The 25,177-nt window shown below is 59.7% G+C and carries 23 protein-coding genes and 1 pseudogene; 15 read left to right on the forward strand and 9 right to left on the reverse strand.

All coding sequences use genetic code 11. From position 1 onward, the window contains the following. The first annotated feature begins 101 nt into the window (after positions 1 to 101). Together BDD14_RS13935 and BDD14_RS13940 are read left to right on the forward strand one after the other, a co-directional pair. Positions 102 to 413 carry a PadR family transcriptional regulator gene (locus tag BDD14_RS13935; RefSeq protein WP_130423103.1) on the forward strand — a complete coding sequence of 104 codons (312 nt, stop codon included), beginning with the start codon at positions 102 to 104 and terminating at the stop codon, positions 411 to 413. A gap of 3 nt (positions 414 to 416) precedes the next feature. Beyond that, positions 417 to 3,056: an ABC transporter permease gene (locus tag BDD14_RS13940; protein WP_130419335.1), complete on the forward strand. Its 2,640-nt coding sequence runs from the start codon at positions 417 to 419 to the stop codon at positions 3,054 to 3,056. Positions 3,057 to 3,134: 78 nt separating this feature from the next. Here BDD14_RS13940 and purM read toward each other — a convergent pair whose 3' ends face one another. Next, a complete protein-coding gene (gene purM / locus BDD14_RS13945) occupies positions 3,135 to 4,181 on the reverse strand; it encodes a phosphoribosylformylglycinamidine cyclo-ligase (RefSeq protein ID WP_130423105.1) in 1,047 nt (348 codons plus the stop codon). A 210-nt stretch (positions 4,182 to 4,391) separates the two neighbouring features. Then, positions 4,392 to 4,862, reverse strand: coding sequence for a thiol-disulfide oxidoreductase DCC family protein (locus BDD14_RS13950; protein ID WP_130419336.1), 471 nt, complete (start codon positions 4,860 to 4,862; stop codon positions 4,392 to 4,394). A 29-nt stretch (positions 4,863 to 4,891) separates the two neighbouring features. Between BDD14_RS13950 and hemL the strand changes: the two genes are divergently transcribed. Both hemL and msrB read left to right on the forward strand, forming a co-directional pair. Next, on the forward strand, positions 4,892 to 6,187 hold the full coding sequence (gene hemL, locus BDD14_RS13955) for a glutamate-1-semialdehyde 2,1-aminomutase (protein WP_130419337.1): 1,296 nt from the start codon (positions 4,892 to 4,894) through the stop codon (positions 6,185 to 6,187). A gap of 119 nt (positions 6,188 to 6,306) precedes the next feature. Further along, the gene (gene msrB / locus BDD14_RS13960) at positions 6,307 to 6,903 is read left to right on the forward strand and encodes a peptide-methionine (R)-S-oxide reductase MsrB (protein WP_130419338.1); all 597 of its coding nucleotides are present in this window, start codon (positions 6,307 to 6,309) and stop codon (positions 6,901 to 6,903) included. Between the two features lie 15 nt (positions 6,904 to 6,918). On the opposite strand, the gene BDD14_RS13965 is transcribed toward msrB, so the two are convergent. Together BDD14_RS13965 and BDD14_RS13970 are read right to left on the reverse strand one after the other, a co-directional pair. After that, positions 6,919 to 7,962, reverse strand: a complete 1,044-nt coding sequence (locus BDD14_RS13965; protein ID WP_130419339.1) for an FtsX-like permease family protein — start codon at positions 7,960 to 7,962, stop codon at positions 6,919 to 6,921. Next, on the reverse strand, positions 7,881 to 9,332 hold the full coding sequence (locus BDD14_RS13970; protein ID WP_165420078.1) for an ABC transporter permease: 1,452 nt from the start codon (positions 9,330 to 9,332) through the stop codon (positions 7,881 to 7,883). The genes BDD14_RS13965 and BDD14_RS13970 overlap by 82 nt, the downstream gene beginning before the upstream one ends. A 293-nt stretch (positions 9,333 to 9,625) precedes the next feature. Here BDD14_RS13970 and BDD14_RS13975 point away from each other — a divergent pair, with 293 nt between their 5' ends. The 4 genes from BDD14_RS13975 (at position 9,626) to BDD14_RS13990 (ending at position 13,131) form a co-directional block, all read left to right on the forward strand. Beyond that, complete coding sequence (locus tag BDD14_RS13975) at positions 9,626 to 10,084, forward strand: RidA family protein (RefSeq protein ID WP_130419341.1); 459 nt, start codon at positions 9,626 to 9,628, stop codon at positions 10,082 to 10,084. Between the two features lie 360 nt (positions 10,085 to 10,444). After that, positions 10,445 to 11,320, forward strand: a complete 876-nt coding sequence (galU, locus tag BDD14_RS13980) for a UTP--glucose-1-phosphate uridylyltransferase GalU (RefSeq protein WP_130419342.1) — start codon at positions 10,445 to 10,447, stop codon at positions 11,318 to 11,320. Between the two features lie 53 nt (positions 11,321 to 11,373). Continuing rightward, entirely contained in the window at positions 11,374 to 12,513 is a 1,140-nt protein-coding gene (locus tag BDD14_RS13985) for an alkene reductase (RefSeq protein WP_242617940.1), read from the forward strand. Positions 12,514 to 12,657: 144 nt separating this feature from the next. After that, positions 12,658 to 13,131: a ferritin-like domain-containing protein gene (locus BDD14_RS13990; RefSeq protein ID WP_130419344.1), complete on the forward strand. Its 474-nt coding sequence runs from the start codon at positions 12,658 to 12,660 to the stop codon at positions 13,129 to 13,131. A gap of 70 nt (positions 13,132 to 13,201) precedes the next feature. On the opposite strand, the gene BDD14_RS13995 is transcribed toward BDD14_RS13990, so the two are convergent. From BDD14_RS13995 to BDD14_RS14005, 3 genes are all read right to left on the reverse strand, one after another. Beyond that, positions 13,202 to 16,192: an LssY C-terminal domain-containing protein gene (locus BDD14_RS13995; RefSeq protein WP_165420079.1), complete on the reverse strand. Its 2,991-nt coding sequence runs from the start codon at positions 16,190 to 16,192 to the stop codon at positions 13,202 to 13,204. Positions 16,193 to 16,474: 282 nt separating this feature from the next. Next, positions 16,475 to 16,858, reverse strand: a complete 384-nt coding sequence (locus BDD14_RS14000; RefSeq protein ID WP_130419346.1) for a hypothetical protein — start codon at positions 16,856 to 16,858, stop codon at positions 16,475 to 16,477. A gap of 39 nt (positions 16,859 to 16,897) precedes the next feature. Further along, positions 16,898 to 17,518: an FMN-dependent NADH-azoreductase gene (locus tag BDD14_RS14005; RefSeq protein ID WP_130419347.1), complete on the reverse strand. Its 621-nt coding sequence runs from the start codon at positions 17,516 to 17,518 to the stop codon at positions 16,898 to 16,900. Between the two features lie 123 nt (positions 17,519 to 17,641). On the opposite strand from BDD14_RS14005, the gene BDD14_RS14010 reads away from it, so the two are divergent. The 4 genes and pseudogenes from BDD14_RS14010 to BDD14_RS34500 all read left to right on the forward strand — a co-directional run bounded on the left by BDD14_RS14010 (position 17,642) and on the right by BDD14_RS34500 (position 19,808). Then, a complete protein-coding gene (locus BDD14_RS14010; protein ID WP_130419348.1) occupies positions 17,642 to 18,268 on the forward strand; it encodes a TetR/AcrR family transcriptional regulator in 627 nt (208 codons plus the stop codon). A 147-nt stretch (positions 18,269 to 18,415) separates the two neighbouring features. After that, on the forward strand, positions 18,416 to 18,922 hold the full coding sequence (locus BDD14_RS14015) for a MarR family winged helix-turn-helix transcriptional regulator (protein ID WP_130419349.1): 507 nt from the start codon (positions 18,416 to 18,418) through the stop codon (positions 18,920 to 18,922). A 4-nt stretch (positions 18,923 to 18,926) separates the two neighbouring features. Then, a pseudogene (locus BDD14_RS34495) lies at positions 18,927 to 19,316 on the forward strand (pirin family protein); the annotation flags it as partial. 180 nt (positions 19,317 to 19,496) lie between these two features. Continuing rightward, positions 19,497 to 19,808 (forward strand): pirin-like C-terminal cupin domain-containing protein, encoded by a 312-nt coding sequence (locus BDD14_RS34500; protein WP_423201797.1) that lies wholly within the window; start codon positions 19,497 to 19,499, stop codon positions 19,806 to 19,808. An 82-nt stretch (positions 19,809 to 19,890) separates the two neighbouring features. Here the strand turns inward: BDD14_RS34500 and BDD14_RS14025 are convergent, their stop codons facing one another. Beyond that, positions 19,891 to 20,844 (reverse strand): NAD-dependent epimerase/dehydratase family protein, encoded by a 954-nt coding sequence (locus BDD14_RS14025; RefSeq protein ID WP_130419351.1) that lies wholly within the window; start codon positions 20,842 to 20,844, stop codon positions 19,891 to 19,893. A 109-nt stretch (positions 20,845 to 20,953) separates the two neighbouring features. On the opposite strand from BDD14_RS14025, the gene BDD14_RS14030 reads away from it, so the two are divergent. After that, the gene (locus BDD14_RS14030; RefSeq protein WP_130419352.1) at positions 20,954 to 21,634 is read left to right on the forward strand and encodes a TetR/AcrR family transcriptional regulator; all 681 of its coding nucleotides are present in this window, start codon (positions 20,954 to 20,956) and stop codon (positions 21,632 to 21,634) included. A 7-nt stretch (positions 21,635 to 21,641) separates the two neighbouring features. On the opposite strand, the gene BDD14_RS14035 is transcribed toward BDD14_RS14030, so the two are convergent. After that, positions 21,642 to 23,369, reverse strand: a complete 1,728-nt coding sequence (locus tag BDD14_RS14035; RefSeq protein WP_130419353.1) for an ICP22 family protein — start codon at positions 23,367 to 23,369, stop codon at positions 21,642 to 21,644. Positions 23,370 to 23,377: 8 nt separating this feature from the next. Here BDD14_RS14035 and BDD14_RS14040 point away from each other — a divergent pair, with 8 nt between their 5' ends. Both BDD14_RS14040 and BDD14_RS14045 read left to right on the forward strand, forming a co-directional pair. Then, positions 23,378 to 24,199 (forward strand): ATP-binding cassette domain-containing protein, encoded by an 822-nt coding sequence (locus BDD14_RS14040; RefSeq protein WP_130419354.1) that lies wholly within the window; start codon positions 23,378 to 23,380, stop codon positions 24,197 to 24,199. A 54-nt stretch (positions 24,200 to 24,253) separates the two neighbouring features. Further along, positions 24,254 to 25,012, forward strand: coding sequence for a metallophosphoesterase family protein (locus tag BDD14_RS14045; protein WP_130419355.1), 759 nt, complete (start codon positions 24,254 to 24,256; stop codon positions 25,010 to 25,012). Positions 25,013 to 25,177 lie beyond the last annotated feature (165 nt).

Raw genomic sequence — 25,177 nt, forward strand, 5'->3', positions numbered from 1 at the left:
ACTCTCTTCCCCTAGACGTTCGAGTGGTATATGCTCTCTCCCATAGACATTCTTGTGGAGAGTCCAACGTGCCGCGCGCGAAGAAAACGACCGATTCCGAGATGCTCCAGGGCACTCTGGACATGCTTATCCTCAAGACCCTTCTCATGGGTCCTGCCCACGGCCACACCATCGCCCACATCATCGAGCACACGTCGGAAGACATTTTGCAGGTCGAACAGGGTTCCCTCTACCCTGCGCTGCACCGCCTCGAAGATCGTGGCTGGCTGTCCTCCTCCTGGGGAACCAGCGAGAACAACCGCAAGGCAAAGTTCTACAAACTGACGGCCGCAGGGAAAAAGCAGCTCGTGGCCGAGACCACTCGGTGGCGCCAGATCGCGCGAGCCATCGGTCTCGTCATGGGGGAGGGATAATCCATGCCCCTTCTACGGTTCTTTCGCCGTCGCCGTCGCGATGAGGAGCTCCAACGCGAGATCGATCAACACCTCGCCCTCGAGCAGGACCTCCACCTGTCTCGCGGCCTGAGCCCAGAGGAGGCAAAGCGACGGGCTCATCTCAGGTTCGGCTCCCAGCGGCGAGTCCGCGAGCAGCTCTGGAACAGCAACAGTATCGTGGCGGTCGAGAAGCTCCTGCGCGACATTCGCTATGCCTTCCGCACGCTCCTACGCTCTCCCGGATACACCCTGATGGCAGTCCTCACGCTAGGCCTCGGTATCGGAGCCAATACCGCAATCTTTACCGTCATCAACGGTGTGCTCCTGCGGCCGCTGCCCTACGCGCAGCCCGACAAGGTTGTCCATCTGCAGCAGACTGCCTCTCGCATCGGACCAGACCCGATCGGGTTCTCTGTTCAGGAGGTTCGGGATTATCGCGAGCAGTCGCGCGACTTCTCCGATCTGGCCGAGTATCACTCCATGACCTTCAATCTGCTGGGGACGAAGGTGCCGGAACGCGTCGTCACCGGTGTGGTCTCCGCAAACTACTTCAACGTACTTGGTGTTAAGCCTGCCCTCGGGCGTCTCATCACTCCGGCGGACGAGACTCTTACCGCGCCCCCGGTTCTGGTGCTCAGCTACGCGTACTGGGTGAGGGAGTTCGGCTCGGATCCGAAGGTCCTCGGACGCCCCTTCGTGATGAACGATCGCGTGCACACTGTGATTGGAGTTCTGTCCCCTGTTCCTGATTATCCCGACGCGAACGATGTCTACATGCCCACCACATCGTGCCCGTTCCGCTCCAGCCAGGGAATGATCGCGAACCGCGATGCTCGCGTGTTGACGATTCTTGCGCGGCTCAAGCCAGGCATCTCTGCATCCCAGGCACAAAACGATCTCGCTACGATTACCGCTCGGCTTGCCCTTGCGTATCCCAGGTCGTATCCACAGGCTGCAGGAGTCACGGTCGGGGTCACGCCGGTGCAACGTCAGCTCACCCACGCCGCCCGTCCGACCTTCCTCATGCTGCTCGGCGCAGCTGCGCTTGTGTTGCTGCTGGCGTGTGCCAACCTGGCAAACCTCGCCCTATCGCGTCAGCTTCGCCGATCCCGTGAGATGGCCATCCGCCTCGCAGCGGGAGCTACGCCGTGGGACATCATGCGACAGCTCCTCACCGAAAGCCTGGTCGTTGCGCTTGCCGGCGGGATTCTCGGTGTTGGGATCGCCGCAGCAAGCCTCAAGCTGCTGGTAGCTTATGCTGCCCGCATGACCGTGCTCTCTGGAGAGATTCGCCTCGACGGCTGGGTGCTTGTCTTCGGTCTCAGCATCTCTCTGTCCACCGGCGTTCTCTTTGGAGCGTTTCCCGGATTCATCGCCAGCCGCAGCAAACTCGCACTTCTCGCCGGATCCGACGAGCGCGCCGCGGGAAGTGAAACCGGAACCCGCACACGCAATGCGCTGGTCGCCGCGCAGGTAGCCTTCTCCTTCGTGCTCCTCATATGCGCGGGTCTGATGATGCGCAGCCTGTATAACCTGCTATCGGTTGATCCCGGGTTCAAAACGGCAAATGTACTGTCGATGGACATACCCCTCAACTGGACTCGATACGCAGACCTGACTCAACAGAACACCTTCTTCAACCAGATCCTCGAGCGCACCAGACAGGTGTCCGGCACCGAGGCTCTTGCGATGAGCAGCATCGTTCCCCTCAACAGCGATCGCGGAGGAATGAACAGCGGTGTCCAGATTGAAGGCCACCCTCAACGTCCGGGAGAGCCTCTACCCCAGGTCAACCACGAGCTCATCACTCCCGACTACTTCCGTTTGCTCGGTGTTCCCCTGCTCTCCGGCCGCACCTTCACGGATGCCGACAGCCGCGACGCTGCGCCCGTTGCCATTCTGAACGCCCAGATGGCCCAACACTTCTGGCCGAAGCAAGACCCCATCGGACGTCGTCTCTCCGACGACGGTGGTAAGACATGGGCCACGGTGGTCGGGGTCGTCAGCAACGCGCACCAGTACGGGCTCACCCGCGACTTCATCGATGGCGTTTATTTCCCGCAGGCCCAAGTCACCTTCATGGGCGATCCTCACCTGCTCATCCGAACCCGCGACGATCCCGACCGCGTGTCCAGGCAGGTTGTCTCCATCATCCACCAGATCGACCCCCAGCAGCCGGTCACCGATATCCGAACGCTCGAGCAGCTGCGAAGCGCCCAGTTGGGAACCTCGCGCGTGACCTCGATCCTGCTTGGAATCTTTGCCGGCGTCGCTCTCTTCATCACGATCGTCGGCGTGACCGGAACTCTCGGCCTCAGCGTCTCTCGCAGAACCAGGGAAATCGGGATTCGCATCGCCCTGGGTGCAAGCCGTCAGGAGATCCTGCTCAATGTCCTCAAACGAGGTATGACTCCGGTCCTCGCCGGAATCGCAATGGGCTCAATCGCTGCTCTGCTGTCGACCCGGTTGCTGGCCACCATGCTCTTCGCCATCGAACCGAACGATCGGCCAACGCTCATCGCGATTGCCCTTCTTCTCGTCCTGGTTGCGCTGATCGGATGCGTGATTCCCGGGCGGCGCGCCACCCGGATTGACCCGATCCAAGCCCTTCGAACCGAGTAGGATCTCGCGACCCTCAACGAACCCCGCGGTGCTAACGTAGCCATAAACCTCGCGGGGTTTGCCGTCCCTGCTGGAACGTTAGTTGTAGCTGACCTTCCGCTCGCCTCGAACGATCCTGCCGATGATGGAGTGGCGTTCGTTGGCGCGATTCAGGATCGCCTTGGCCTTCTTCACCTTCTCGGCAGGAATCACCGCGATGAGGCCAATTCCCATGTTGAACGTGCGCAGCATCTCATCCTGCTCCACGTTCCCCAGCTTCTGCAGATGTTCGAACAACGGTGGAACCTGCCACGTTGCCAGATCGACCTGTGCGCCCATTCCCTTCGTCAGAATCCGCGGAAGATTCTCCGTAATCCCGCCGCCGGTGATGTGCGCCATCCCGCTGACCAGGTCTGCCGCCGTCAGTTTCTTGATGATGGCCAGGTAGCTGCGATGAATTCGCATGAGGGCGGCGCCCGTCTTATCCTTCAACTCGTTGACATACTGTTCGGGCCCATACTTCGCCTCTTCGAACAGCAGCTTCCGAGCCAGCGAATAGCCATTCGTGTGCAATCCGTTGGAAGGCAGCCCCAGCAGGATGTCGCCCACCTGGATTCCTTCTCCGGTGATGATCCGGTCACGGCTCACCGCCCCAATGATCGTCCCCGCCAGGTCGTACTCGCCGTCGCTGTAAAAGCCAGGCATCTGCGCCGTCTCTCCGCCAATCAGGGCGCACCCGTTCGCGCGGCAGGCGTCCGAGATACCTTGGACTACCGTCTCCACAATGGAATTTTCAAGCTTTCCCGTGGCCAGGTAGTCGAGGAAGAACAGCGGTGTCGCTCCTTGCACCGCGATATCGTTCACGCAGTGGTTTACCAGGTCCTGCCCTACGGTGTGGTGAATCCCCAGGTCAAAGGCCACCTTGAGCTTCGTTCCTACACCGTCTGCCGAAGACACCAGTACGGGGTTCGGATACTTTTCGAGGTCCAGCGAGAACAATCCGCCGAAGCCTCCAATCTCACTCAACACATGCTTGTTGAAGGTCTTCCGTGCCAACATCTTGATGCGATGCTTTGACTTGTCCGCCGCGGAGATATCCACTCCGGCATCCGCATAGCTGATGGCCCTTTTTCCGGGAGCTGGCATGGGCTTCTTTATCGCATTCTTCTGCGCAGCCGTTGTCTGCAGCTTCGACCCACTCGTCGCTTCCTGCTTTTGCCTCGTGCTGTCTGGGGTGGTCGCGTCGGTCGTTGGGAAGGTCTCCGGCAAAGTGCTCTCCAGGGGAATTTATGCAAAAAAGCAGAGTTTCCAGTCTAGCAGCACCGCCCGGCTCTTCGGATAACCTCCCGCAAACTCCTACGCCTTCACGCACCCCGCATCCGTCACGCCCACAAATTGGGCCCGAATCTCCGGTCCCGGTATCGGGCAAACCGGATAACGCCCAAAGACGGCATACCGGATGCGACCTATCCCCGCATACACCGCCTCACGTAGAAATCGTGGTGTCCAACGCACCATCCTCCCCACCCAGTTCCATGGCGCCCGAAGCTGCCGCAGTGCCCACGCGACCGCATCCGAATGATGAAAAAACTGTTCCTGCCGCGTCAATGCCTCCGGAAAGATTGCGATCGACTCCAGGGACTCCGGAGTCTCCCCATATCTCGTCAGCAGCTCTCTTCCCAGCTCCGACTGCAGCGGAACATACCGCATCCTTCGTTCAAAATCCCGCTTAGCGCAGAACTGCACCAGGCCGTTGCACATGCCGCAGTGCCCGTCGTACAGCAGGACCGGCCTTCCTGTCAGCTCCGCTCTCTGCTCCGCCGTCATAGCGCTTTCCCCCGCCTATACTGAATAAGATGCCTCTCTCGCACCGACGCTCCCACCTGCTGCAGGAAAAAGCCGAGGCCGTCTTCCCCGGCGGCGTAAACTCCCCCGTTCGCGCCTTTCGCTCCGTCGGCGGCGAGCCCCCCTTCCTTACCCACGCTGAAGGTGCCTGGCTCTACGACGAGGACGGCAACCGTTACCTCGACCTCTTCGGCTCCTGGGGCCCCATGATCCTCGGCCACGCCTTCCCGTCTGTCGTCGAGGCTATCCGCGACGCCGCGGGCCGCAGCGCCAGCTTCGGAGCCTCCACCGCCGCCGAGGCCTCCCTCGCCGCTCTCGTCCAGAAGTGTTTCCCCTCGGTCGAGAAACTCCGCTTCGTCTCCTCAGGGACCGAGGCCTGCATGTCCGCCATCCGCCTCGCCCGCGGCTTCACCGGCGGGGACTTCATCATCAAATTCGAGGGCTGCTATCACGGCCACTCCGACGCCATGCTGGTCAAAGCCGGCAGTGGAGTCGCCACCCTGGGGATCCCCGGGTCTGCGGGTGTACCGGCGGAGACCGTGATGCACACGCTCGCGCTGCCATTCAACGACCTCGACGCCGTCCGCGCCGCCTTCGCCGCCCGTCCCGATCAGATCGCCTGCGTCATCCTCGAACCCATCGTCGGCAACGCCGGAACCATTCCCCCGGCTCCCGGCTATCTCGAAGGCCTCCGCGAGATCACCCGCCAGCACGGCGCACTCCTCATCCTCGACGAGGTCATGACCGGCTTCCGCGTCACCCTCGGAGGAGCCCAACGCCTCTACAACATCCAGCCCGATCTCACCACCTTGGGCAAGATCATCGGCGGCGGTTTACCTTGTGGAGCCTTCGGGGGCCGCGCCGAAATCATGAACCACCTCGCCCCGCTCGGCCCCGTCTATCAGGCAGGAACCCTCAGCGGAAACCCTCTCGCCATGGCCGCCGGAATCGCGACCCTCGAGCACCTCATCGCCAACGAAAAGGCCATCTACCCTCAGATCAATCAAACCACCGCCGAGATCGCCGAAGGCGTAGCCACGATCGCCCGCGAGGCCGGAGTCACCCTGACCACAAACCAGGTCGGCTCCATGTTCACCTGGTTCTTCACCAACACCCCGGTCACCGACTTCGCCACCGCTGCCACCTCAGACACAGCCGCCTTCGGCCGTTTTCACCGCGCCATGTTGGAGGCCGGGGTCTGGCTCCCACCCAGCCAGTTCGAAGCCGCCTTCGTCTCCGCCGCCCACACCCCTCAGGACGTAGCCTTCGTCCTCAACGCCGCCCGCACCGCCCTGGGCCACGACTGATCCGCCGCTCTCTCCACGCTGTCCGATAGCCCGTTAGAAATGCGCCACCTATAGATTTCCTGTTACTTTTTCCGGAAATCCCCGTCGGATGGATACCCCCATAGGGCTGGGAGTCGATCATGTTCGAGTCAGATATAGGCAAGGACGATCAGGCAAAAAAGATGACGCGAAGGCTCTTCTTTGCTGGCATCGCTGCGTTCCTGGCCGTGCCTGTTCTGCGAAGATCTCCTATCGTCGAGGCCAGCGATACCGTCCACGGAACTCCCGGCCAGGTCACAATCGTCAACTTCAGCAACGATGGAAAAGACCTCGGCCGGCAGACTGTGGCCAAGATCCTGAAGACAAACAGGGAATGGCTTCAACAGTTGGGCAAAAACTCGTTTGAGATTGCACGGCTGGCGGATACCGAGGTTCCCTACTCGGGCGTCAGCTGGAACGAGCACAGCCGTGGAATCTTTCGCTGTATCTGCTGCGACACCGCGCTCTTCAGTTCGCAGACGAAGTTCGAATCCGGCACCGGCTGGCCAAGCTTCTGGGCGCCGCTTGCAAAGGAGAACGTTGCGGAGGCGGCGGATCATTCCCTGGGAGCCGCGCGGATTGAAGTTAGGTGCGCGCGATGCGAGGGACATCTGGGCCATGTCTTCGACGACGGTCCCGAGCCCACAGGACTGCGCTACTGCATGAACTCGGCATCCATGCGCTTCATAAAAGCGTAGGTCCGGTCATGCTCCTTACTCGGTACGAAGAGCCACGACAGGTTCGATATGCGCTGCACGACTCGCTGGGAGATAGCTCGCTGCCAACCCACACAGCGCCAGCAGCAGCGTAACGCCCAGCGATGCCAGGACATCGTAAGCACTGAACCTGTAGCCCAGCCATGAGGCAACAATCTTTCCCGAGCCCGCCAGGAGGACCGCTCCGAGAGAAACACCGATGCCGAGAAGGACGAGCGCATGGCGAAGCACAAGCCAGAGGATCGCCTCGCGCTGAGCTCCAAGTGCCAGACGAATCCCCAGCTCCCGCGTACGCTGGCCAACGGAATAAGCCAGCAGGCCGTAGATACCCGCCACGGCAATCACCAATCCGCAGAGCGCGAAGAGGCCCAGCAGACGTGCTGCTAACACCTGATTGCCGAGAGAGTCTTCAAGCACCTGCTGCATGTTCTGAACTCCATTCAACGACGCATCGGGCTGCAGTTGATGAACGGCGCGTCGAAGGTCCCGCGCAACCGTTCCCTCGGGAAGCGGAGAGCGAATCGCTACATTCATGTAAAAGTTGCCCAGAATCGAATAGAGCTCGTCCTGCGGCAACAACTGCGCCAGGTTGTAATGAATCTCCGGCAGCGGTGGTTGGCCCAGTGTCTTCTGCGGGCTGTCATCCACAACGCCGATGATCGTCGACCATTGCCGCTCTCCCGTGTCGTTCAAGCGTAGTTGTTGGCCGATGGGATCTTCGTTCGGAAGGAAACGGCGAACGAAGGCTCCGTTGACGATAGCCATCGGAGGACCCGACGGCGTATCCGTAGAAGCAAAGAACCGTCCTCGCAGCAGGCGGATGCCCATCGTTCGGAAGTAGTCGCCGGTACTGGCACGCGCCTGGGCGTCCGCATGCGCCGATTGCGGCGGCTTGGGATGATGCGCAAGCTCGACCGCCATGTTGAAGTCCCACCCGCCTTGCAACGGGCGAACCGTCGTCAGCCCCGCAGACTGGATTCCAGGTAGCGCCCTGATCTGATCCAGCAGGGGCCCGTAAAAAGTATCGACGATAGATGCCATTCCCTTCTGCTCCGGCGGTGTGACGAAAAGAGCGGAAGCGTGACTGGGGAGGTAGACATCAGAGATGCCGCAACCAGCAGCGTTAGAGTAAGTGCGATCTCGCCGATCACAAGCGCGTCGCGCCAGCGAGTCTGCTGCTGGCTCACTCCACTGGCAGCGGCCCCCTGACGAAGGCCCTCCTGGGGCGCTACGTTCGAGGCATGCAGCGCAGGCAGCAGCCCAAAAAGAATCGCCGACACACACGATGCGACAAAGAGATAGGCGCAGACCCTCACGTCGATGTGGATCTGATCGCCAAAGATAATAGCGTTCGTCAGGTATCGCTTCAGCAGATGAAGCGCCAGCACTGCGAGCTCCAGCCCAAGTGCACCCCCGGCGAGACTGAGCAGAAAGCTCTCTGTAAGAAGCTGACGGATCAGGCGGCCACGCTGAGCGCCAAGAGCGGCGCGAACTGCAATCTCGCGTCGGCGGGTATTTCCACGTGCCATCAGAAGTCCGGCAACATTGGCGCAGGCAATAAGCCACACGGCAAAGACTGCCACATCGAGCGCAAGGATTGCCGGACGCACCGAACCGGTGACGACATCCGAGTAGGAATCGATACGAACAGGGTCCACACTCTCATCCTTCGGATACTCATGCCGAAGCTGGTCGTGGATCGAGTTCATCTCATGCCTCGCGTCGGCAATGGAGATGCCGGGGCGAAGACGTCCGATCACGCTCATCATGGCGGAGCCGCGATCCTGAAGTGCCTTGTCGTCGACCGGAGCCGGAGTCCATATCGCATTGCCTCCCGTATTTGCGGGGAAGGCGAAACCATCCGGCATCACCCCGACAACGCTATAAGGAAGACCATTCACCGGAATCGAACGCCCGACGATCGTAGGGTCGGCATGGTAAAGCTCGCGCCAGATCGAAGCCGTAAGGACGACGACGTTCGTATGGCCAGCCTCGTTATCGGCAGGCACGAAGGTGCGTCCCATCATCGGACGAGCTCCAAGCAGGTCGAAGAGGTTCGCGCTCGACACAACCTGCGCAACCAACTTGGGACTTGCCGTTCCACCAAGCGTAGGAACTTGCTCGGTGTAAAAAGCGATCTGTTGGAAGGAATGACTGCGAGCCTTCCAATCTCGAATGTCGGGCAGCGAGGTAGGCGAAAAGCCACCGCTCTCGGAACGCACCGCCATCTGCACCACCTCGCTCGCGTGAGGAAACGGCATCGCGCGAAGCAGCACCTGGTCCACAACGGAAAACATCGCCGCATTCACGCCGATGCCAAGCGCCAGTGTGAGAATCGCGGTCAGCGCGAAGACCGGAGCATTGCGAAGTTGGCGGGCGGCATAGCTAAGGTCCTGCAGGAAAGATCTCACGACGGTCTCCAAATACGATTCGCATCAGATCACTGCATGCGAAGCTCCGGAATTTATTCCGCATAAATATCACAGAATCAGGAATATGAATTTAAGGTTCAGGGATCACGCTGTCCGGATTCGCAACCGCATGTCCGGAAGTGGACAGGGATTCGATATTCACCCTGGCAATTTCGCGATGCGCTGTGGAAAGTCCAGGCACTCATACGACGGCGACCCGCCTCCGCCCAGACGCTCGGCGAGTTCTGTACCATGGTCGGGTCTCAACCTATCTCTAGAAGGAGCAGTCGTAAATGGAAAAGCAGACAAGGAGAGGTATCCTGAAAAATGTAACGAAGGCGGCCATCGGTGGAGCGGTGCTCGCCCAGGGTGCCTCGGCGCAGACAGGATCCATGACAAAGAAAGATGCTACGGGTAAATCTTCCCCGGCATTCCCGTTTACGACGGTCGTCTCGTTCGGCAATCTGCTGTTCGTCTCCGGGATCGGCTGCCGTGTGGCAGGCACCATTGAGGAAGAGACGAACTGGGTACTCGACGAGATGGAGAAGAATCTGAAAGCGGCGGGTTCGTCGCTGGAGAAGGTTCTGAAGGTGAATATCTTCCTTGAAGACATCAAGGATTTTGACCGGATGAACGCGGTGTATCGAGCGCGCAAGTGGGGATCGGTCTTTCCCGCACGGAATACGGTACAGCCCGCGGCGCTTCCGGCTGGAGACCATGGCCTGGCGATTGACTGCATCGCATACGTCTAGCAGGCGCAGTAAACATTCTCTGCACGGTGTCGGAGAATGCCCTCGAACGAAGACCAGCGACGAGTCCCACGGTTAGCGGTGGACTCGTTCTGCTGGTTACAAAAGACTGCGGAGCGGTCCAGAATCAGGCAACGGTCAGAACACACCTTGCGTGACCGTTCGACCGGAACGATTCTTCCAGCAGATGGACGAGAGACCCCCGCGCATACACCTTAGTTGGACCGCCGCATCAAGGTCCCCATCTGCAAGTGGCAACATTTTAATTTCGCTCTGTGTGGAATTTCTCTACCCCGACGGTGCTATCCCCAAATCTTTCCTCCCTGCTAGGATTTGAAGAAAGAAACTGCATCCAAAGGAAATATGACGCAGAAGATTCGCAAAGCAGTCTTTCCCGCAGCAGGCCTCGGAACAAGATTTCTCCCCGCAACCAAAGCCACTCCAAAGGAGATGCTTTGTCTCGTTGACAAACCCCTCATCCAATATGGTGTCGAAGAAGCGGTCGCTGCAGGCTGCACCGAAATCATCATCGTCACCGGTCGCGGCAAGACGATCATGGAAGATCACTTCGACAAATCCTTCGAGCTGGAGGCGACTCTGGCTGCGAAGAACAAGACCGCTCTGCTTGAAATCGCACGCTCCGTCTCCAAACTCGCCAAGATTACCTACACGCGCCAGTCGGAGCCCCTCGGCCTCGGCCACGCCGTTCTCCAGGCCAAAGAGATCGTAGGCAACGAGCCCTTCGCCGTTCTGCTGCCCGACGATATCGTCGATGCAAAGGTTCCCTGCATGAAGCAGATGGTCGAGGCGTTCGAGCAGACCGGTGCCAGCATCCTCGGCTCCGAGGTCGTCGAAGGTGCAGCCATCTCCGCCTACGGCTGTCTCGACGTCACCCCCGATCCGAAGAACCCCCGTCTGCTTGCCGTCAAGGACATGGTCGAAAAACCGAAGCCTGAAGAGGCCCCCTCGCAGAACGCCATCATCGGCCGCTACATCCTCACCCCGCGCATTTTTGAAACTCTCGAGAAGATTACCCCCGGGGCCGGTGGCGAGCTGCAGCTCACCGACGGCATCAAGGCGCTGCTCCAGTACGAGAAGGTCTACGGCTTCACCTACGAAGGCAAACGCCACGACGCCGGCGACAAACTCGGCTTCCTCAAAGCCACAGTAGAATTCGCCCTCAAGAACGACAAGCTGGGCCCGGACTTCCGTGCATGGCTGAAGCAGTTCCCGCTGTAGAGAGACACGGCGTATCGCCCGGGATCACAAGGTTGTGATCCCGGGCGAAGCCGATGAATTCTGCTGAAAGCCGACTGCCGCGTCCTTTCCCTTCGAGCATCATCCAACTATCCGTACTCAACTTTACGGAGCAACAGATGCCCTCACTCTTCGATCCTATTCAAATAGGCGACCTTCACCTTCCCAACCGCATCTTCATGGCGCCTCTCACCCGCCTGCGGGGAACACCCGACCACATTCCCACACCCATCATGGCGGAGTACTACCGTCAGCGAGCCTCCGCCGGACTCATCCTCTCCGAAGGCACACCCGTCGACCCGCTCGGCGTGGGCTACGTCAATGTTCCCGGCATCTGGTCGCAGCAACAGGTGGAAGCGTGGAAGCCCATCGTCAAGGCCGTGCACGATGCCGGCGGCCACATCTTCTCGCAGATATGGCATGTCGGCCGCCTCTCCGATCCTCAGTTCCTCGACGGCCGGCTCCCCGTCGCACCCAGCGCCATTGCTGCCGAAGGCAACGTCAGCCTCCTCCGTCCCGCACGCCCCTTCGTAACCCCGCATGCGCTCACTCTCGAGGAGATCAAAGGAGTCATCGAGGCGTTCCGCCGCGGCGCACAAAATGCGCAGGCCGCGGGCTTCGACGGAGTTGAGATCCACGGAGCCAACGGCTACCTTATCGACCAGTTCCTGCAGGACGGCGCCAACAAGCGCACCGACGAGTACGGTGGTCCCATCGAAAACCGCGCCCGCCTCATGCTCGAAGTTGCCGAAGCCGCCATCTCCGTCTTCGGCCCCGGTCGCGTAGGCATGCACCTTGCCCCCCGCGGCGACACGCACGGAGTCTCCGACACGAACCTGGCCGCTACCTTCAGCTATGTCGCCAAAGAGTTGGGCAAACGCAAGCTCGCCTTCATCGCCGCACGAGAACATGTTGGCCCCGACAGCCTCGGTCCCGATCTGAAGCAGCTCTTCGGTGGCGTCTTCGTCGCCAATGAGGCCATCGACCAAAAGGTAGGTCAGCAGCTTCTCGATGAGGGCAAGGCCGACGCCGTCGCCTTCGGCAAATTGTTTATCGCCAATCCCGATCTTCCCGCCCGTTTCGCCAGTGAAGCGCCGCTCAACCGCCCGGAGCCTAACACCTTCTATGCCTCCGGGCCCCACGGTTACACCGACTATCCCTCGCTCGCAGAGTAAAGATCTCTTCCAGGAGAGATTCGCTCCACTCTTCCTGAGATACACCCTATTTATGAGGTCCACTCGTCGATTGATCAGTGGACCTCTGCATTTTCCGCATCTCACGAAGAACTCGATTCTGATCGAGTAATGGAGAGACGAAAGATGCCAGAGACAGCAGCCCCCACGGTTTCTATCACCCGCGAAAAGCTGATCGAGCTTCTAAATGAAGACCTCGAGCGCGAGTACCAGGCGATCATCGCCTATGTGAACTATTCACAGGTTATTAAGGGAGCGGCTTACATGAATATCGCCGCCGAGCTCGCTGTCCATGCGAACGAGGAGCTCACCCACGCGCTCGCCATCGCCAACCACATCGACTATCTCGGGGGAATGCCTTCCGTTGTGCCGAAGCCGGTCAAGACCTCCGAAAAGGCGGAAGAGATGCTCCGCTTCGATCTCGAAAATGAGAGGGAAACCATCGCGCAGTATCGACGTCGCGTAAAACAGTGCGACGAGCTGAACGAGTTTGCCCTGAGCGAGTCCATCCGCGAGATCCTCATGCAGGAGCAGGACCACCTTATATCGCTGGCAACCGCATTGGGCATCGATCCGCCCAATCCCGGCATTGCCGACTGAACCTCTACCCTTCCGGTCATCAAACGAGAAGCGCCGCCCCCAATGGACGGCGCTTCTTCATATCCCGACGTCAGAACGTAAACGCCACTCCCAGGGTAAACCGGTCCTGGAGAAACTTCTTCTCCGGCCCAACCCGAATAATGTCCGTTGTATACGTCTCATCGAGATCGTTCGGATCGAAGTCAGTATAGGAGTCCGCGATGATGTCGGGATTCTTGCTCCAGGTCTCGCGCCAGTCGGCCCGAAGCATGATCCTTGGACTCACGCGGTACTTTATCCCCGCGCCATATTGCAGTCCGAATTGAAAGATCCCTCCGCCGTCCAGAGGTGGCGTATTCCCAAAGTCGAACGCCGCCTGGATCAGACCGATGTTCTTCAGGCCCAGCGTGAACGGTCCAGCTGGCTTCTTCAATGGCGATCCGTTCAGTGCGATCAGCTGAAACACTGGCCCGACAGCCGCGTACGGCCTCCATCTCGAGGTGGGCTTTGTTGCGTGAATCAGCAGATTGTATTCGAACTGCCGCGTCACCAACCCAATCGGTATCGCTTCGAGATCGCTGTCATCCAGAATCACATCTGTGCCTGGCGGAATTGCCACGTTCGTCGTTCCCAGCTGATACTTCACCTGCTGACGAAAATAAGAGAACTCATTGGAAAAGTGTTTCCAGCTGTTCACCGTCACCGAACCACCAGCGGCCCATCCATCCCCCACATTGTCTGCAAGGAAGACGAAGTAGGCATCTTTGTTGGGATCGGAAGATATTTCCAGTAGACCCACTGCCGACAGGTAGTCCTCGCGCATGTGCATGTAGCCGCCATGCAACGCGAACTCATATCGCGGTGGATCCCATTTGTGGTTCTCCTTCGCCTTCTCAATCGCGGTTAGATCCTCAGCGCTCGGCTCGGGAAGTTCACCCGGCTGTCTGCGCTGTAATCCAGGATTACTTCCATATCCTCGATAGTCCGCACCGGAAGCATCCGTTTTTCGCCACGCCCCCGTGTCCGGCGGCAGCTCGCTCGCGCTATGCAGATAGTTTTTTGCCTGCAGGGCCCCCGCAATACCCATGTACACGAGGTTGCCGCGGTAGAGATCGCTGCGGATCGTCAGGGCCGTATCGCGCGTCGCGCGCTTGGTTCGGTTGGGTGGCGGTGCCGGTGTCGCCGGTGTCGTCCTCGGGTTGTCACAGCTGTTCATGCGCACCACGGCTGCCTCTCCATCCGTCAGCAGCCTGTCGCCGGTTGAGTTGTACGCATCACGCGGAACCCACGGCCGCTCCACCATATCCAGACTCTCCACGCAGCCCGTAAACATCAGGTCGTTCACCACCTTCGACCGCTCGTTGTCGATGTGCTGATCGATCACGTGGATGAACGTCTTCTGCTTCTTCGAGAAGGCAATGCCAATGTCCTGTGTCGAGGACGACGTCAGCACCGTTTGTCCGTCGTAACGCTCCTCCGTTGGAAAAACACGGAGATGGTGTCGCGCCATGAACGTGTTCGTGGTCTTGCTTAGCGTTAATACAGGCGGACGCTCATCCAGTAACAGAACAGACATTGGAGCCTGCGTATAAGTCTGGTTGCCGGTCAGCGTCTTCACCGTACGAAACGTCGAACCTGCATACAGATCGTCCGTCGGCAGCCAGCCTGCAGCGGCAAAGGCACGCTGCAACGCAGCCGGCTCTCCAATGAAGACGAGATTCGTAATGTCTGAGACTTTATTGGAGCCCTTCGTTCGCGTGCGGAACGGCAGCTTCTGAACGAACGCCTGCAGTTGTTCGCGGCCCTCGGCGTTGTTCTCCATCGGCGCCACTGAAGGTGGATATACGGTCGCGGTAATCAGAGGCCTCACGTTCTCAAGAATCAGCTCCGTGCCGCCGTGATACAGAATCTCCGGCTCCGCAAAGCCAAGCACGGCCGAACCCGATGCGGAAGCAAAGATATAGGCAATCGGATCGATACCGGCAAATGCCAGAACGCCGTTCTGCACGGTGTGGCCGATCGTTCCCGTCGAACGAATCCCCTGGATCTTGCCCTGGTCGGTCACCTTCTCCTGCGCATTCTCCACCTGATACACGCGCGCGTCGATGCCCAGGGCCTGGCCGTCCGGAGTCGTAACCTTCGTCCACTTGATCGTCAGCGAGGCAGTTTCGTGCTTGAAGCCCCACCCCACGTTATTCGCCTGAATCACCGTGCCTTCGAGCTTCGCTCCCTGTGGAATCAGGATTACTCCGTCCACGACGACCGGAGTGATCGTGACCGCGTTTACCGTGGAACCTTCGTGCGTCGTGCGCGAGGAAAGCTCCTGGGTCAGACGCACACCGAACCGTTGTCCAGCCGGAACGCCCTTGATGGGACTCAAATCGCTGATAGGAACTGCATAGGCCGTGCGCAGCCCCGACAGATCGAGCGTCTCTCCATTTGTCGTCCAGCGGCCCTTAACAACTGAGCCATCCGCCAGTTCGACCATCGCTTCGCCATTGGGAAAGACCTGCAGATACTTCGGCGCAGCCTGCGCGGTTCGAGGAGGTGTATAGATTTCCTTCAGATCCGTTCCCAGAAGAACACCGAGCTTTGCCGACTTCGACTCGCCCGCCTGGCTGTAAGTCAGCGATGTGTCGTCAGGAAAGACGGGAGTGTTCGCATTCACAAGCCGTCCCGGGATCGCCTGGTCATCTCCGACAACGATTATCGGCGTTCCCTCTGGCTGCTGCGGTCCGCTTAGCGCGAAGGCCCAGCGGTCGTCGCTCGCCTGGGTCTCAACCACCGCGCCCGACGAAAAAGGCACCACCCCGAGCACCCGCCTGCGCCCGCTATCCAGATCGTAATAGCGCAGAACGTATTGTTTCGCTCGATCGCCCTTTGACGGCTGCAGGATCAGAACCAGTGCGCCATCCTCTCCGCGTACCCGCCATGCCGCCACCGCGTGCGGAGCAATCTTGCGAGTCTTTCCCTTTTCTGTAATCTGCGCCTGGCCGTCTTCGTGCCCTGGCTTGCGTGCAATCGTTATGGGAGAAAGAACAGCCGAAGGTTTCTGCTGCGCGTGCATAAAAGACGTGAGCAACAATCCCGTCAGAAGCCAGTGCCAGAGAGAGCAGGCCCTCACCCTCCGCAAACCGACAACATCTTGCGACCACAAACCCATATGGCCTCGCTCACTTCGATGTCAGGAGAAAAACGAAGAGCGCAGCCCCTCTTCGCTGACAGCGATCATATCGCAGGCACACTTTCCTGAATCCAATTAAGCGAGGTACATTACCCTGATCCACTGACGTTCGTGTGAATGCAGAAACGCCCGCGTTCGAAGAGCATTCGAACCCGGGCGAAGCATCGGCAATCGGGATTCTTACGCTTCGACGCTCTGCACAAAAACCCCGGCGAACGCCTTCCGTACCCCGGCAAACACGACCAGCCAGAGGATCGTCGTCAACAGAGCCACAGGAAGACCTTCAGTCGCCATCAGCGAATGGAATAGAAGAATGTTCACAACCACGGGCCCCAGCAACAGCAGAGCCAGGGGAACAAAGCGGTTTACCAGTAGCAGCAGACCGCCGATTAACTGCAGCAGGAAGACTGGCAAAAGATAGTGCGACAGGAACAAGGCGCCCATGTACTGTCCGGCAAGCCCCGTAGGCGGTTGCATGGGAATAAAGTGCAGGAAGCCGTTCAAGCCAAAGACAGTGAATAAAAGTCCCAGCAGGATGCGTGCAATCGTAAAGGCAATCTTCATCGTAGTCTCCGTAGTCGCTTTCGGCAGGTATGGTTCTGTTTACGCCGTCAGCGACCGCACCTGCTCCAGGGTTGGCTTCAGAAACGCCTCTCGATCGATCGCGCCCATCATGATCTGCGCTGCGCCCGCGGCATTCACGAACTTCACGTCGGTAATACCCATAAAGCCCAGAATCGCGCGAAGATAAGGCTCGATAAAATTCATCGCTCCTGCCGGAGTCCCAGCCTCATAGACGCCCCCGCTGGCGGTCAGAATGGTCGCCTTCTTGCCCTTAAGAAGGCCTTCGGGACCAGTTGCACCATAGGCAAAGGTCTTCCCGCTACGGGCCACCTGGTCGATCCACAGCTTCAGCACCGATGGAATACTGAAGTTGTGCATTGCCACGCCTATTACAATCTCGTTCGCCTGATCCAGCTCGGCGATCAGGGTATCCGACTCCGCCAGTACCGCCTTCTGCTCCGGTGTGCGTCCACCCTCGGGCGTAAAGGAAGCCCCAACCCACGTCTGATCAATCGGTTTCGGCGGAATGGCCGACAGGTTACGATCAATGACCCTACCCTCCGGGTTACGGTTCTTCCAGGCCTTGGTAAACTCCCGCGTAAGCTCACGGCTGATTGAGCTCTCCAGCGGACTCGAATCAATATGTAATAAAGTAGGCATTCAAGATCTCCTTTGGCGACAGCAGACGACTAAACAACATACGTTGTTATATCATTAGTAGACGACATATGTCGCCGAGGCGATTCTTTTTCTCTCTGGTAGCCTCTAATGCGCAGGACCTTTATGCCCATCTCTGACTGTGAAGTTCGCGATCCACGCATCCGAAGGACCCGCCAGGCCCTGCAGGGAGCCTTACGCAACCTCATGCAGCAAAAAAGCTTCGATGAGATCTCCGTTCAGGACATCACCGAGGCCGCAGATGTAAACCGGGCGACCTTCTACGATCACTACACGGACAAATTCTCCCTTCTGGACGCGATGGTGGCCGGCGGTTTTCACAAGCTTCTGGCCGAACGCAACGTCATGTTCGATGGAACCTGCCCCTCCGCAGCCAGTGCCATCATCCTCGCTACCTGCGACTACCTCACCGCCACGCACGCCAGCGGAGACTGCAATCGCAACAGCGCCTTTGAGCCTCTGGCCGAGGCCGGCATCGTCGCTGCGATACGGCGTACCCTCTTCAAGGGCGTCGAAGATAAGCCAGTGCCTGAGCCTCTGACTCCGGAGATCATCGCCACGACGGCTGCCTGGGCCATCTACGGTGCCGCCAAGCAGTGGTTCTACACGCCGCAGCATGTTCCGGCTTCAGAGATCGTTCAACCCATCCTGCAACTCGTGTTTCCGATTCTCGCGACAGCGGGTCCCACTGGACCCCACGATTCAATCGAAGCCCATCCGCTGACCCAGTAACAGGGTTCGTCCTCTGTCGGCTGTTTCGCATGAGGGACGAAGAATCTGCGTCTCCCCTCTCCTTGGAACGATCTGGAGGGTCACGGATATCGCTGAAGTCCTTCCCCTGAATCTTTATCTTGATATCAAGCATCTTTATATCAAGCTATGTCGAGCCGCCTCAAAAACGAACCTGATCTGAGTGGCATCCACCTGTGGCTCCTTCTCTGGAAGGCCTCCCGTGCCGTCGAGGCACACGCCACTTGCAGCATCGCCCGCTTCAACATGGGAGCCACCGACTTCGCTGTCCTCGAGGCTCTGTTTCACAAGGGTCCGTTGACGGTGAAGCAGCTTCGAGAGAAGGTGCTTCTCACCAGCGGCTCGATGACCACGGCGGTCGATCGCCTCGAAGCCCGCGCACTGGTCGCGCGCCACGATGATGCCAAAGATCGTCGTGCTCGCATCATCAATCTCACACCCGAAGGCCGCAGATCGATCGAGTGCGCCTTCTCCCAGCATCGCGACCATATGGAGGCTGCACTGGCAGGCTTCAGCGACGAAGACCGTGCTCGCCTTCTGCCACTTCTGCGCAGGCTGGGCCACATCGCCGAGACAACATTTCACGCAGTACCGCAACCGCAACAGACAGGCGCAGACGCGCGCCGGAAGGAGTAACGCAATGCCCACCGCAACCACAACACAGAAGAAGATCCTCGGAACCTACGGCCCCGGCTCGCAGCACTGGGTTGGCGATGGCTTCCCCGTACGCAATCTGTTTCCTTCGAATGGAATTCAACTCGAGGTCAGTCCCTTCCTTATGCTCGACTATGCGGGCCCGCAGTACTTCCAGCCCGCTCCCCAGCCGCGTGGGGTCGGGGAACATCCACACCGTGGCTTCGAAACCGTGACCCTCGCCTACCAGGGCTCCGTCGGGCATCGCGACTCGGCTGGAAACTCCGGGGTCATCTACCCCGGCGATGTCCAGTGGATGACCGCTGCCTCCGGCGTCCTGCATGAGGAGATGCACGAAGCCGAGTTCACCAGGAACGGCGGAACCTTCGAGATGATTCAGCTCTGGGTCAACCTTCCCGCGGCCCACAAGATGTCGAAGCCCGGCTACCAGGCCATCACCAAAGAGCAGATTCCAACCGTTGCCTTCGGAACCGGCGGCCACGCCCGTATCATCGCGGGATCGCTCAACGGTTCCAAAGGCCCGGCGAGCACCTTCACGCCCATCAATGTCTGGGACGTGGAGTTGAAGGCAGGCGAGCGTGTCGAACTGGCGATTCCCGAGGGCCACAACACGGCAGTCGTCTTGCGTAAGGGCGATGTCTCCATTAACGGCTCAACGAAGCTCTCCGGCGAAGCTCGCATCGCCACACTGGGCCGCGACGGCGATACCCTCACGCTTCAGGCCGCATCCGATTCGCATCTGCTTTTGCTCAGTGGCGAACCCATCAACGAGCCAGTGGCCAGCTATGGCCCCTTCGTCATGAACACCCGCGAAGAGATCAGCCAGGCCGTGCAGGACTTTCAGTCCGGCCGTTTCGGTAAGCTCTGAGCTTGTACATTTGCATAGCTGAAGAAGGCCGATCCGGAGAACATCCGGATCGGCCTTCTTCTATTTTGACGTCTCTGGATCTTCAGCCCTGCGGATGCGATTGTAGATACTGGATGGACTGCTTCACTCCCTCGGCGTACGGCGTCTTCTTCACGTTCCCCAGCAGACCCGTCAGAGCAGTGTCGTCCAGCAGCACCGGCGTCGTCTGCAGATAGTGCATCTCGACCAGTTCTCGCATAAAAGGATTGAACAGCCCCATCACCCGCACCATCGTCTTGCCCGCCGCCCGAATCTTCGGCTTCTTCCCCGTCGCCCTGAAGGCCATCTCGGCCATCTGGCGTTGCGTGGTTTCGCCCGCTCCGGCAAGGTTCCACCATCTCCCGCGCGCCTCCGGCTTCGCTGCCAGATCGAGCGCCACCGGCCCCACGTCGGGGACGAAGACGAACTCGTGAGGCGTGTCGATCGGCCCTATCATGTTCGCCGTTCCTCCATTCACCGCCGCCTTGAAGGCTCCGTCGAGAAAGCTTGCTTCCACCCCCGGCCCGTAGAAATCGGGAAGTCGCAGGATCACGCCTTCTATCTTCCCGGCAGCATCGGCGGCAAGCAGAAGATCCTCCTGCTCCTTGCGCATCTTTCCTTTGAACGTCACGGGATTGCGGGGATGTTCCTCGGCCACCGTGGCGGTGATCGGTGTGCCATACGGATAGACCGTCCCAATCAGCAGTACACGACGCACGCCCTCTGCGATTGCGCCGTCGAGCGTCTTCTGCATCGTTGGCGGATGGAGCTCGAAGTGGTTGTAAGGTACGCCAACCAGGTAGATCAACGTGTCTACACCGCGAGCCGCCGCGCGCACCGATGCCGCATCCTCCGGATCCCAGGTGACAATCTCGGCACCAGGATCGCCGCCGAAGGTCTTCTCGAGCCGCGCACGATCACGCCCTGTAACGCGATAGGGCTGATTCCGTTCCCGAAGAGCCTCAGAGAGGCTGCGCCCGATAGCCCCCGCGGCTCCAAACAAAGCAATCTTTCCCATAGACTTCCTCCCGGCTTCTCTTTGAAGAACAAGAAAGCTCACAAACATGAACAGCATTCATAAACATGAACACTGTTCACTAAACAGTGTTCAGTCTATACTGATTCTCATGGCTGTCAAGAAGGTTCAAGGAATTCTTCCCCGGCAGCGGCGAGAGGCTGCGAAGCAGAATCTTCGCGGGCAGATTCTCGCCGTCTCGCGCGAGATCATCGCGGAAGAAGGATTTCCCGCCTTGACGATGCGCAAGCTGGCCGAGAAGATCGGCTACTCGGCTGCCTCGCTCTACCTGCACTTTCGCAATCGCGACGAGATTGCGAGCGAAGTCAGCCGCGTAGGCTATGCCGATCTGTTGACGGCTCTCTCTTCGGCAACGGGAAAGGCCCGCCGGGACGATCCCGCGGCACGCCTTCGTGCTCTGGCGACGGCCTATATACAGTTCGGGCTGGAGAATCCTCAAACCTACCGGCTCATCTTTCTCGGAGACACTTCCTATCTGCAGGCAGTGGCGTCTCGCCCCGACGGCGATGACCCTGCAACCCGCGCCTACGGCCTGCTGATCGAGGTTGCACGCGATCTCATCACCGCTGGTTTTGCTCCGCCAAAGGGGATCTCCCGAAGGCCTCGGGCGGTGACACCCACAGAATTGGCTGAAACCCTATGGGCCGGGATGCACGGCATCGTAAGCCTAAAGCTGACGTGTCAGCAATTCCCCACCGCGTCTGCAGAGATCATGACGCACGTGATGATCGAGACGCTTCTCCGTGGACTCGAAGCTTCGCAGGCCGGGTGAACTGTGGCTACAGGCCGTTCGCGCTAACAAAAATCTGCTCGGGCTTGGCCGCGATCACCCGATACAACCCGAACTGCCGTGAATTCTGCCCTCGCAATTCGAAGAGAAGACTCGCACGGTTGCTGGCATCGACATCGACAGCGTCGATCAGCCGCATCCATGGCGTACGATCCAGGTGCGCCGCATCCGTGACGCTGGCCAGCGCCACCTTCAGCTCACCCATGCCGTTATCCTGAGCCACCACGGTTACATATCGCATCACGGAATTTGTTTCGACCGTGTGCGCCATATAGACGTAGGTTGGGGCGCCTCCGTAACTCAGCGTGTACCCCTTCAGCTCTTCATCCGCAAAGATCACCTGCGCCGGGACCGCGGCAGCTCCGTGCCGTCCCTTCGCGGTCGTAGGCTTTTGGGATTTTGCAGCAGTCGAAGCTTTGGGAGTTTGCGTAGCAGCGGGAGGCGCAGGGGCTGTCGTGACCGATGCCTTGGGTGGTATTCCCCGCTTCAACGTCGGGGGTCCGCCGTCCGGCGTCACGGTCGTCGACGCGGTCGTGGTTGTTGGCGAACCGGCAGAGCTGCCCGCAATCGCTGTAGGCGGGGTAACGCCGGGCACAATGCCATACGCAGTGAGCTTCGCGCGGGCAAAGCCCTGCATCTTGGCCAGAACCCCCGCATGCTCGTTGGGGTCTTCCCATGGCCTCGCAAACGGGTGCGGGTCGCGATCCTTCGGATCCGAGACGGCAACCATCTGGCGCATGTCCTTAGGAATCCCCATCAGCTTCGGAGGCCCGTCGTTCTCTCCGCTCCCTTTGCCCCCGTGATGCAGCCGGGGCCTGTCAGGATCGTCGTTCAGCGAATCGCCGCCGGTCACGGTCGCAGTATCGTTCTTCTTATTTTTCTGTTGGGACTGTTTTTCCTCTTCGGGCGACCGCCGCTTCAGCGTCGGCCGTTCGGCCGCATCGTCCGAAGAGGCCCCTCCACTGCTGTCGCCGTTTTGGGAGGTATCGTCACTCGGGGTCCGGCGATGCATCGTCGGCCGATCCGGATCATCGCTTCCGGCCGAACTGGCTTTCGTATCCGAACTGGCTTTCGTATCCGATCCATTGTCCGTCTTCGAACCCTGTTGCTGTGCCGAACCCTGCTGCGCCGGATCTGCCGGCTTGCCTGCATCCCCACTCTTATTGCTGAAGTGTGGTTTGCTCGAATCACCGGATACGGCGATCACTGGAAGATTCTTCGATGGCTTGAGGGGAGCACTCTTCCTTGCCGCCGCCGGTGGCTTGAAGGATCCATACGCCATCCATCCCGCATCGAAGGCCGGCCCCGGCGCTCCGTCGGGCAGCTTCGCATGCAGAGCCGATTCGAGCACGACCGTTCCCTTCGCCAGTCCGGCATCCTGCAGTTCGTAGATATTCCCGGACAGAAGAGCAAAGGGCACTGGTTGTGGCTTGTAGAGTCCCCCATCTTCAAGATCGCCGTCGATGAAGACGGTCACCGGCATAAACCGGCTTCCGGTCGGCTTGGCCAGGTCGCCGGTCCACTCGTACACTCCTACCGCCCTCACAACGGTCTCAGGGGTCGACGCCACCTTATGAGTCTGGCCCCAGACTCCGCCGGCCACTGCCAGCCCTGTCACGAACGACACAATCGCCTTTTTCATATGCGTCACGAGTTTAGACGCATCCCGCCCAAAACCCGCATCGACCTTCTCGACAACTCCCGGCTTCGTTACCATGGCGGTGGATGTCTACCTCGATCCAGCCCCTTCTCGCCGTTCAGAACCTCTCGATCGCCTTCGGAGAACGCCCCGCCGTCGACCGCATCTCCTTTTCCATCAACGAGGGGGAGACCCTCGGCCTGGTCGGGGAATCCGGCTCCGGCAAATCGGCCACATCTCTTGCTCTCCTTCGGCTGCTTCCCCCTTCGACGAGGGTAACCGGCTATCTCGGTTTTGCAGGTGAAGACCTCGTCGCTCTGTCCGAGAGAGCGATGAGGCGTCACCGCGGCCGAAACATGGCAATGATCTTCCAGGAGCCCATGACCGCGCTCAATCCCGTCATGCCCATCGGCGCCCAGATCGCGGAGGCTGTGGAAGCCCACCATCCCAGCCTCTCCCGTCGCGAAGTACGCGAGCGGGTGCTCGAGTCCATGCACGAGGTTGCGCTGCCTGAGCCTGAGCGCCGAATCCGCGACTACCCGCACCAGTTCTCCGGCGGGCAGCGCCAGCGCATCCTGATCGCCATGGCCATCGTAAACCGACCGCGCCTGCTGATCGCCGATGAGCCTACGACCGCACTCGACGTCACTGTGCAGGCGCAGATTCTGGCTCTCCTCAATCGCCTTCGACGGACCCACAACCTGTCCATGCTCTTCATCTCGCACGATCTCGCCGTCGTCAGCCAGGTGGCCGATCGCGTCGCCGTCATGCAGCACGGCAACATCGTCGAGCAGGCACCGGTAAGTCAGCTTTTTCACTCGCCGCAGCATCCTTATACGAAGCGCCTGCTCGCCTCTGCCCCCACCATGCGGACCGACCGCACCCAGCCGCTCGCCACCCTCGCCTGAAACCGAAGTGGCGGGTACACTAATTCGAGGCCCGCTAGGCCACCCCCGGAACCCATGCGAGCCCTGATTCTCTCGGACATCCACGGCAATCTCGAAGCCCTGAACGCCGTTCTTGAAGCTGCCGCCGGCCAATACGACGTGCTCTGGAACCTTGGGGATGTCGTTGGCTACGGAGCCAGTCCCAACGAAGTCATCGAAATCATACGTCCCCTCGCGCAGCTCAACGTACGCGGCAACCACGATCGCGTCTGCTGCGGCCTCGCCTCCGCACTCGGCTTCAATCCCGTCGCTCGCGCCGCCGCCTCCTGGACCCACGACGAGATGACCGAAGCCAACCGTGCGTGGCTCGCCGCTGTTCCCAAAGGACCGCTCAGTCCCGAGAATCTTCCGGGCGTCGTCCTCGCACACGGCTCGCCCCTCAACGAGGACCAGTACATCCTCACCATGCGCGACGCCTGGGGACCATTACAGCAGAGCAATACCCAAATCACTTTCATCGGGCACACGCACCTGCAGGGCGGCTTCTGCCAGCGGAATGAGGAGTGGCACGAGCTGCGTCCCAACTACACAACGCGAAACGAACCCGACAGCTGGACTCTCTCTCTGGCCGAAGGCACGCGTCATCTCATCAACCCAGGCTCCGTAGGTCAGCCTCGCGACTGCGACTGGCGCTCCGCGTTTGCGATCTACGACACCGAGGCAGCCGAGATCGTCTTCCATCGCGTTCCCTACGATCTCACCGCCGCCCAGGGCCGCATCCTCATGGCTCAGTTGCCGGAGAAGCTCGCACTTCGTCTGCGCGAAGGGCGCTGAAAGCAAGTGTGGGTGACCCCATAAGATGAAACTGCTACCCATAAAGTGAAACTAAGCAGAGGCCTCCTGGGGCCTCTACTTTTTGTCACCGGGATGTATTTCAATATCGATCAGGTGTAGATGAGTGAATTGGCGATTACGCACTCACCGAGACTTAGACGAACC

Origin of the sequence: Edaphobacter modestus (assembly GCF_004217555.1) — a bacterium.
Taxonomy (GTDB): domain Bacteria; phylum Acidobacteriota; class Terriglobia; order Terriglobales; family Acidobacteriaceae; genus Edaphobacter; species Edaphobacter modestus.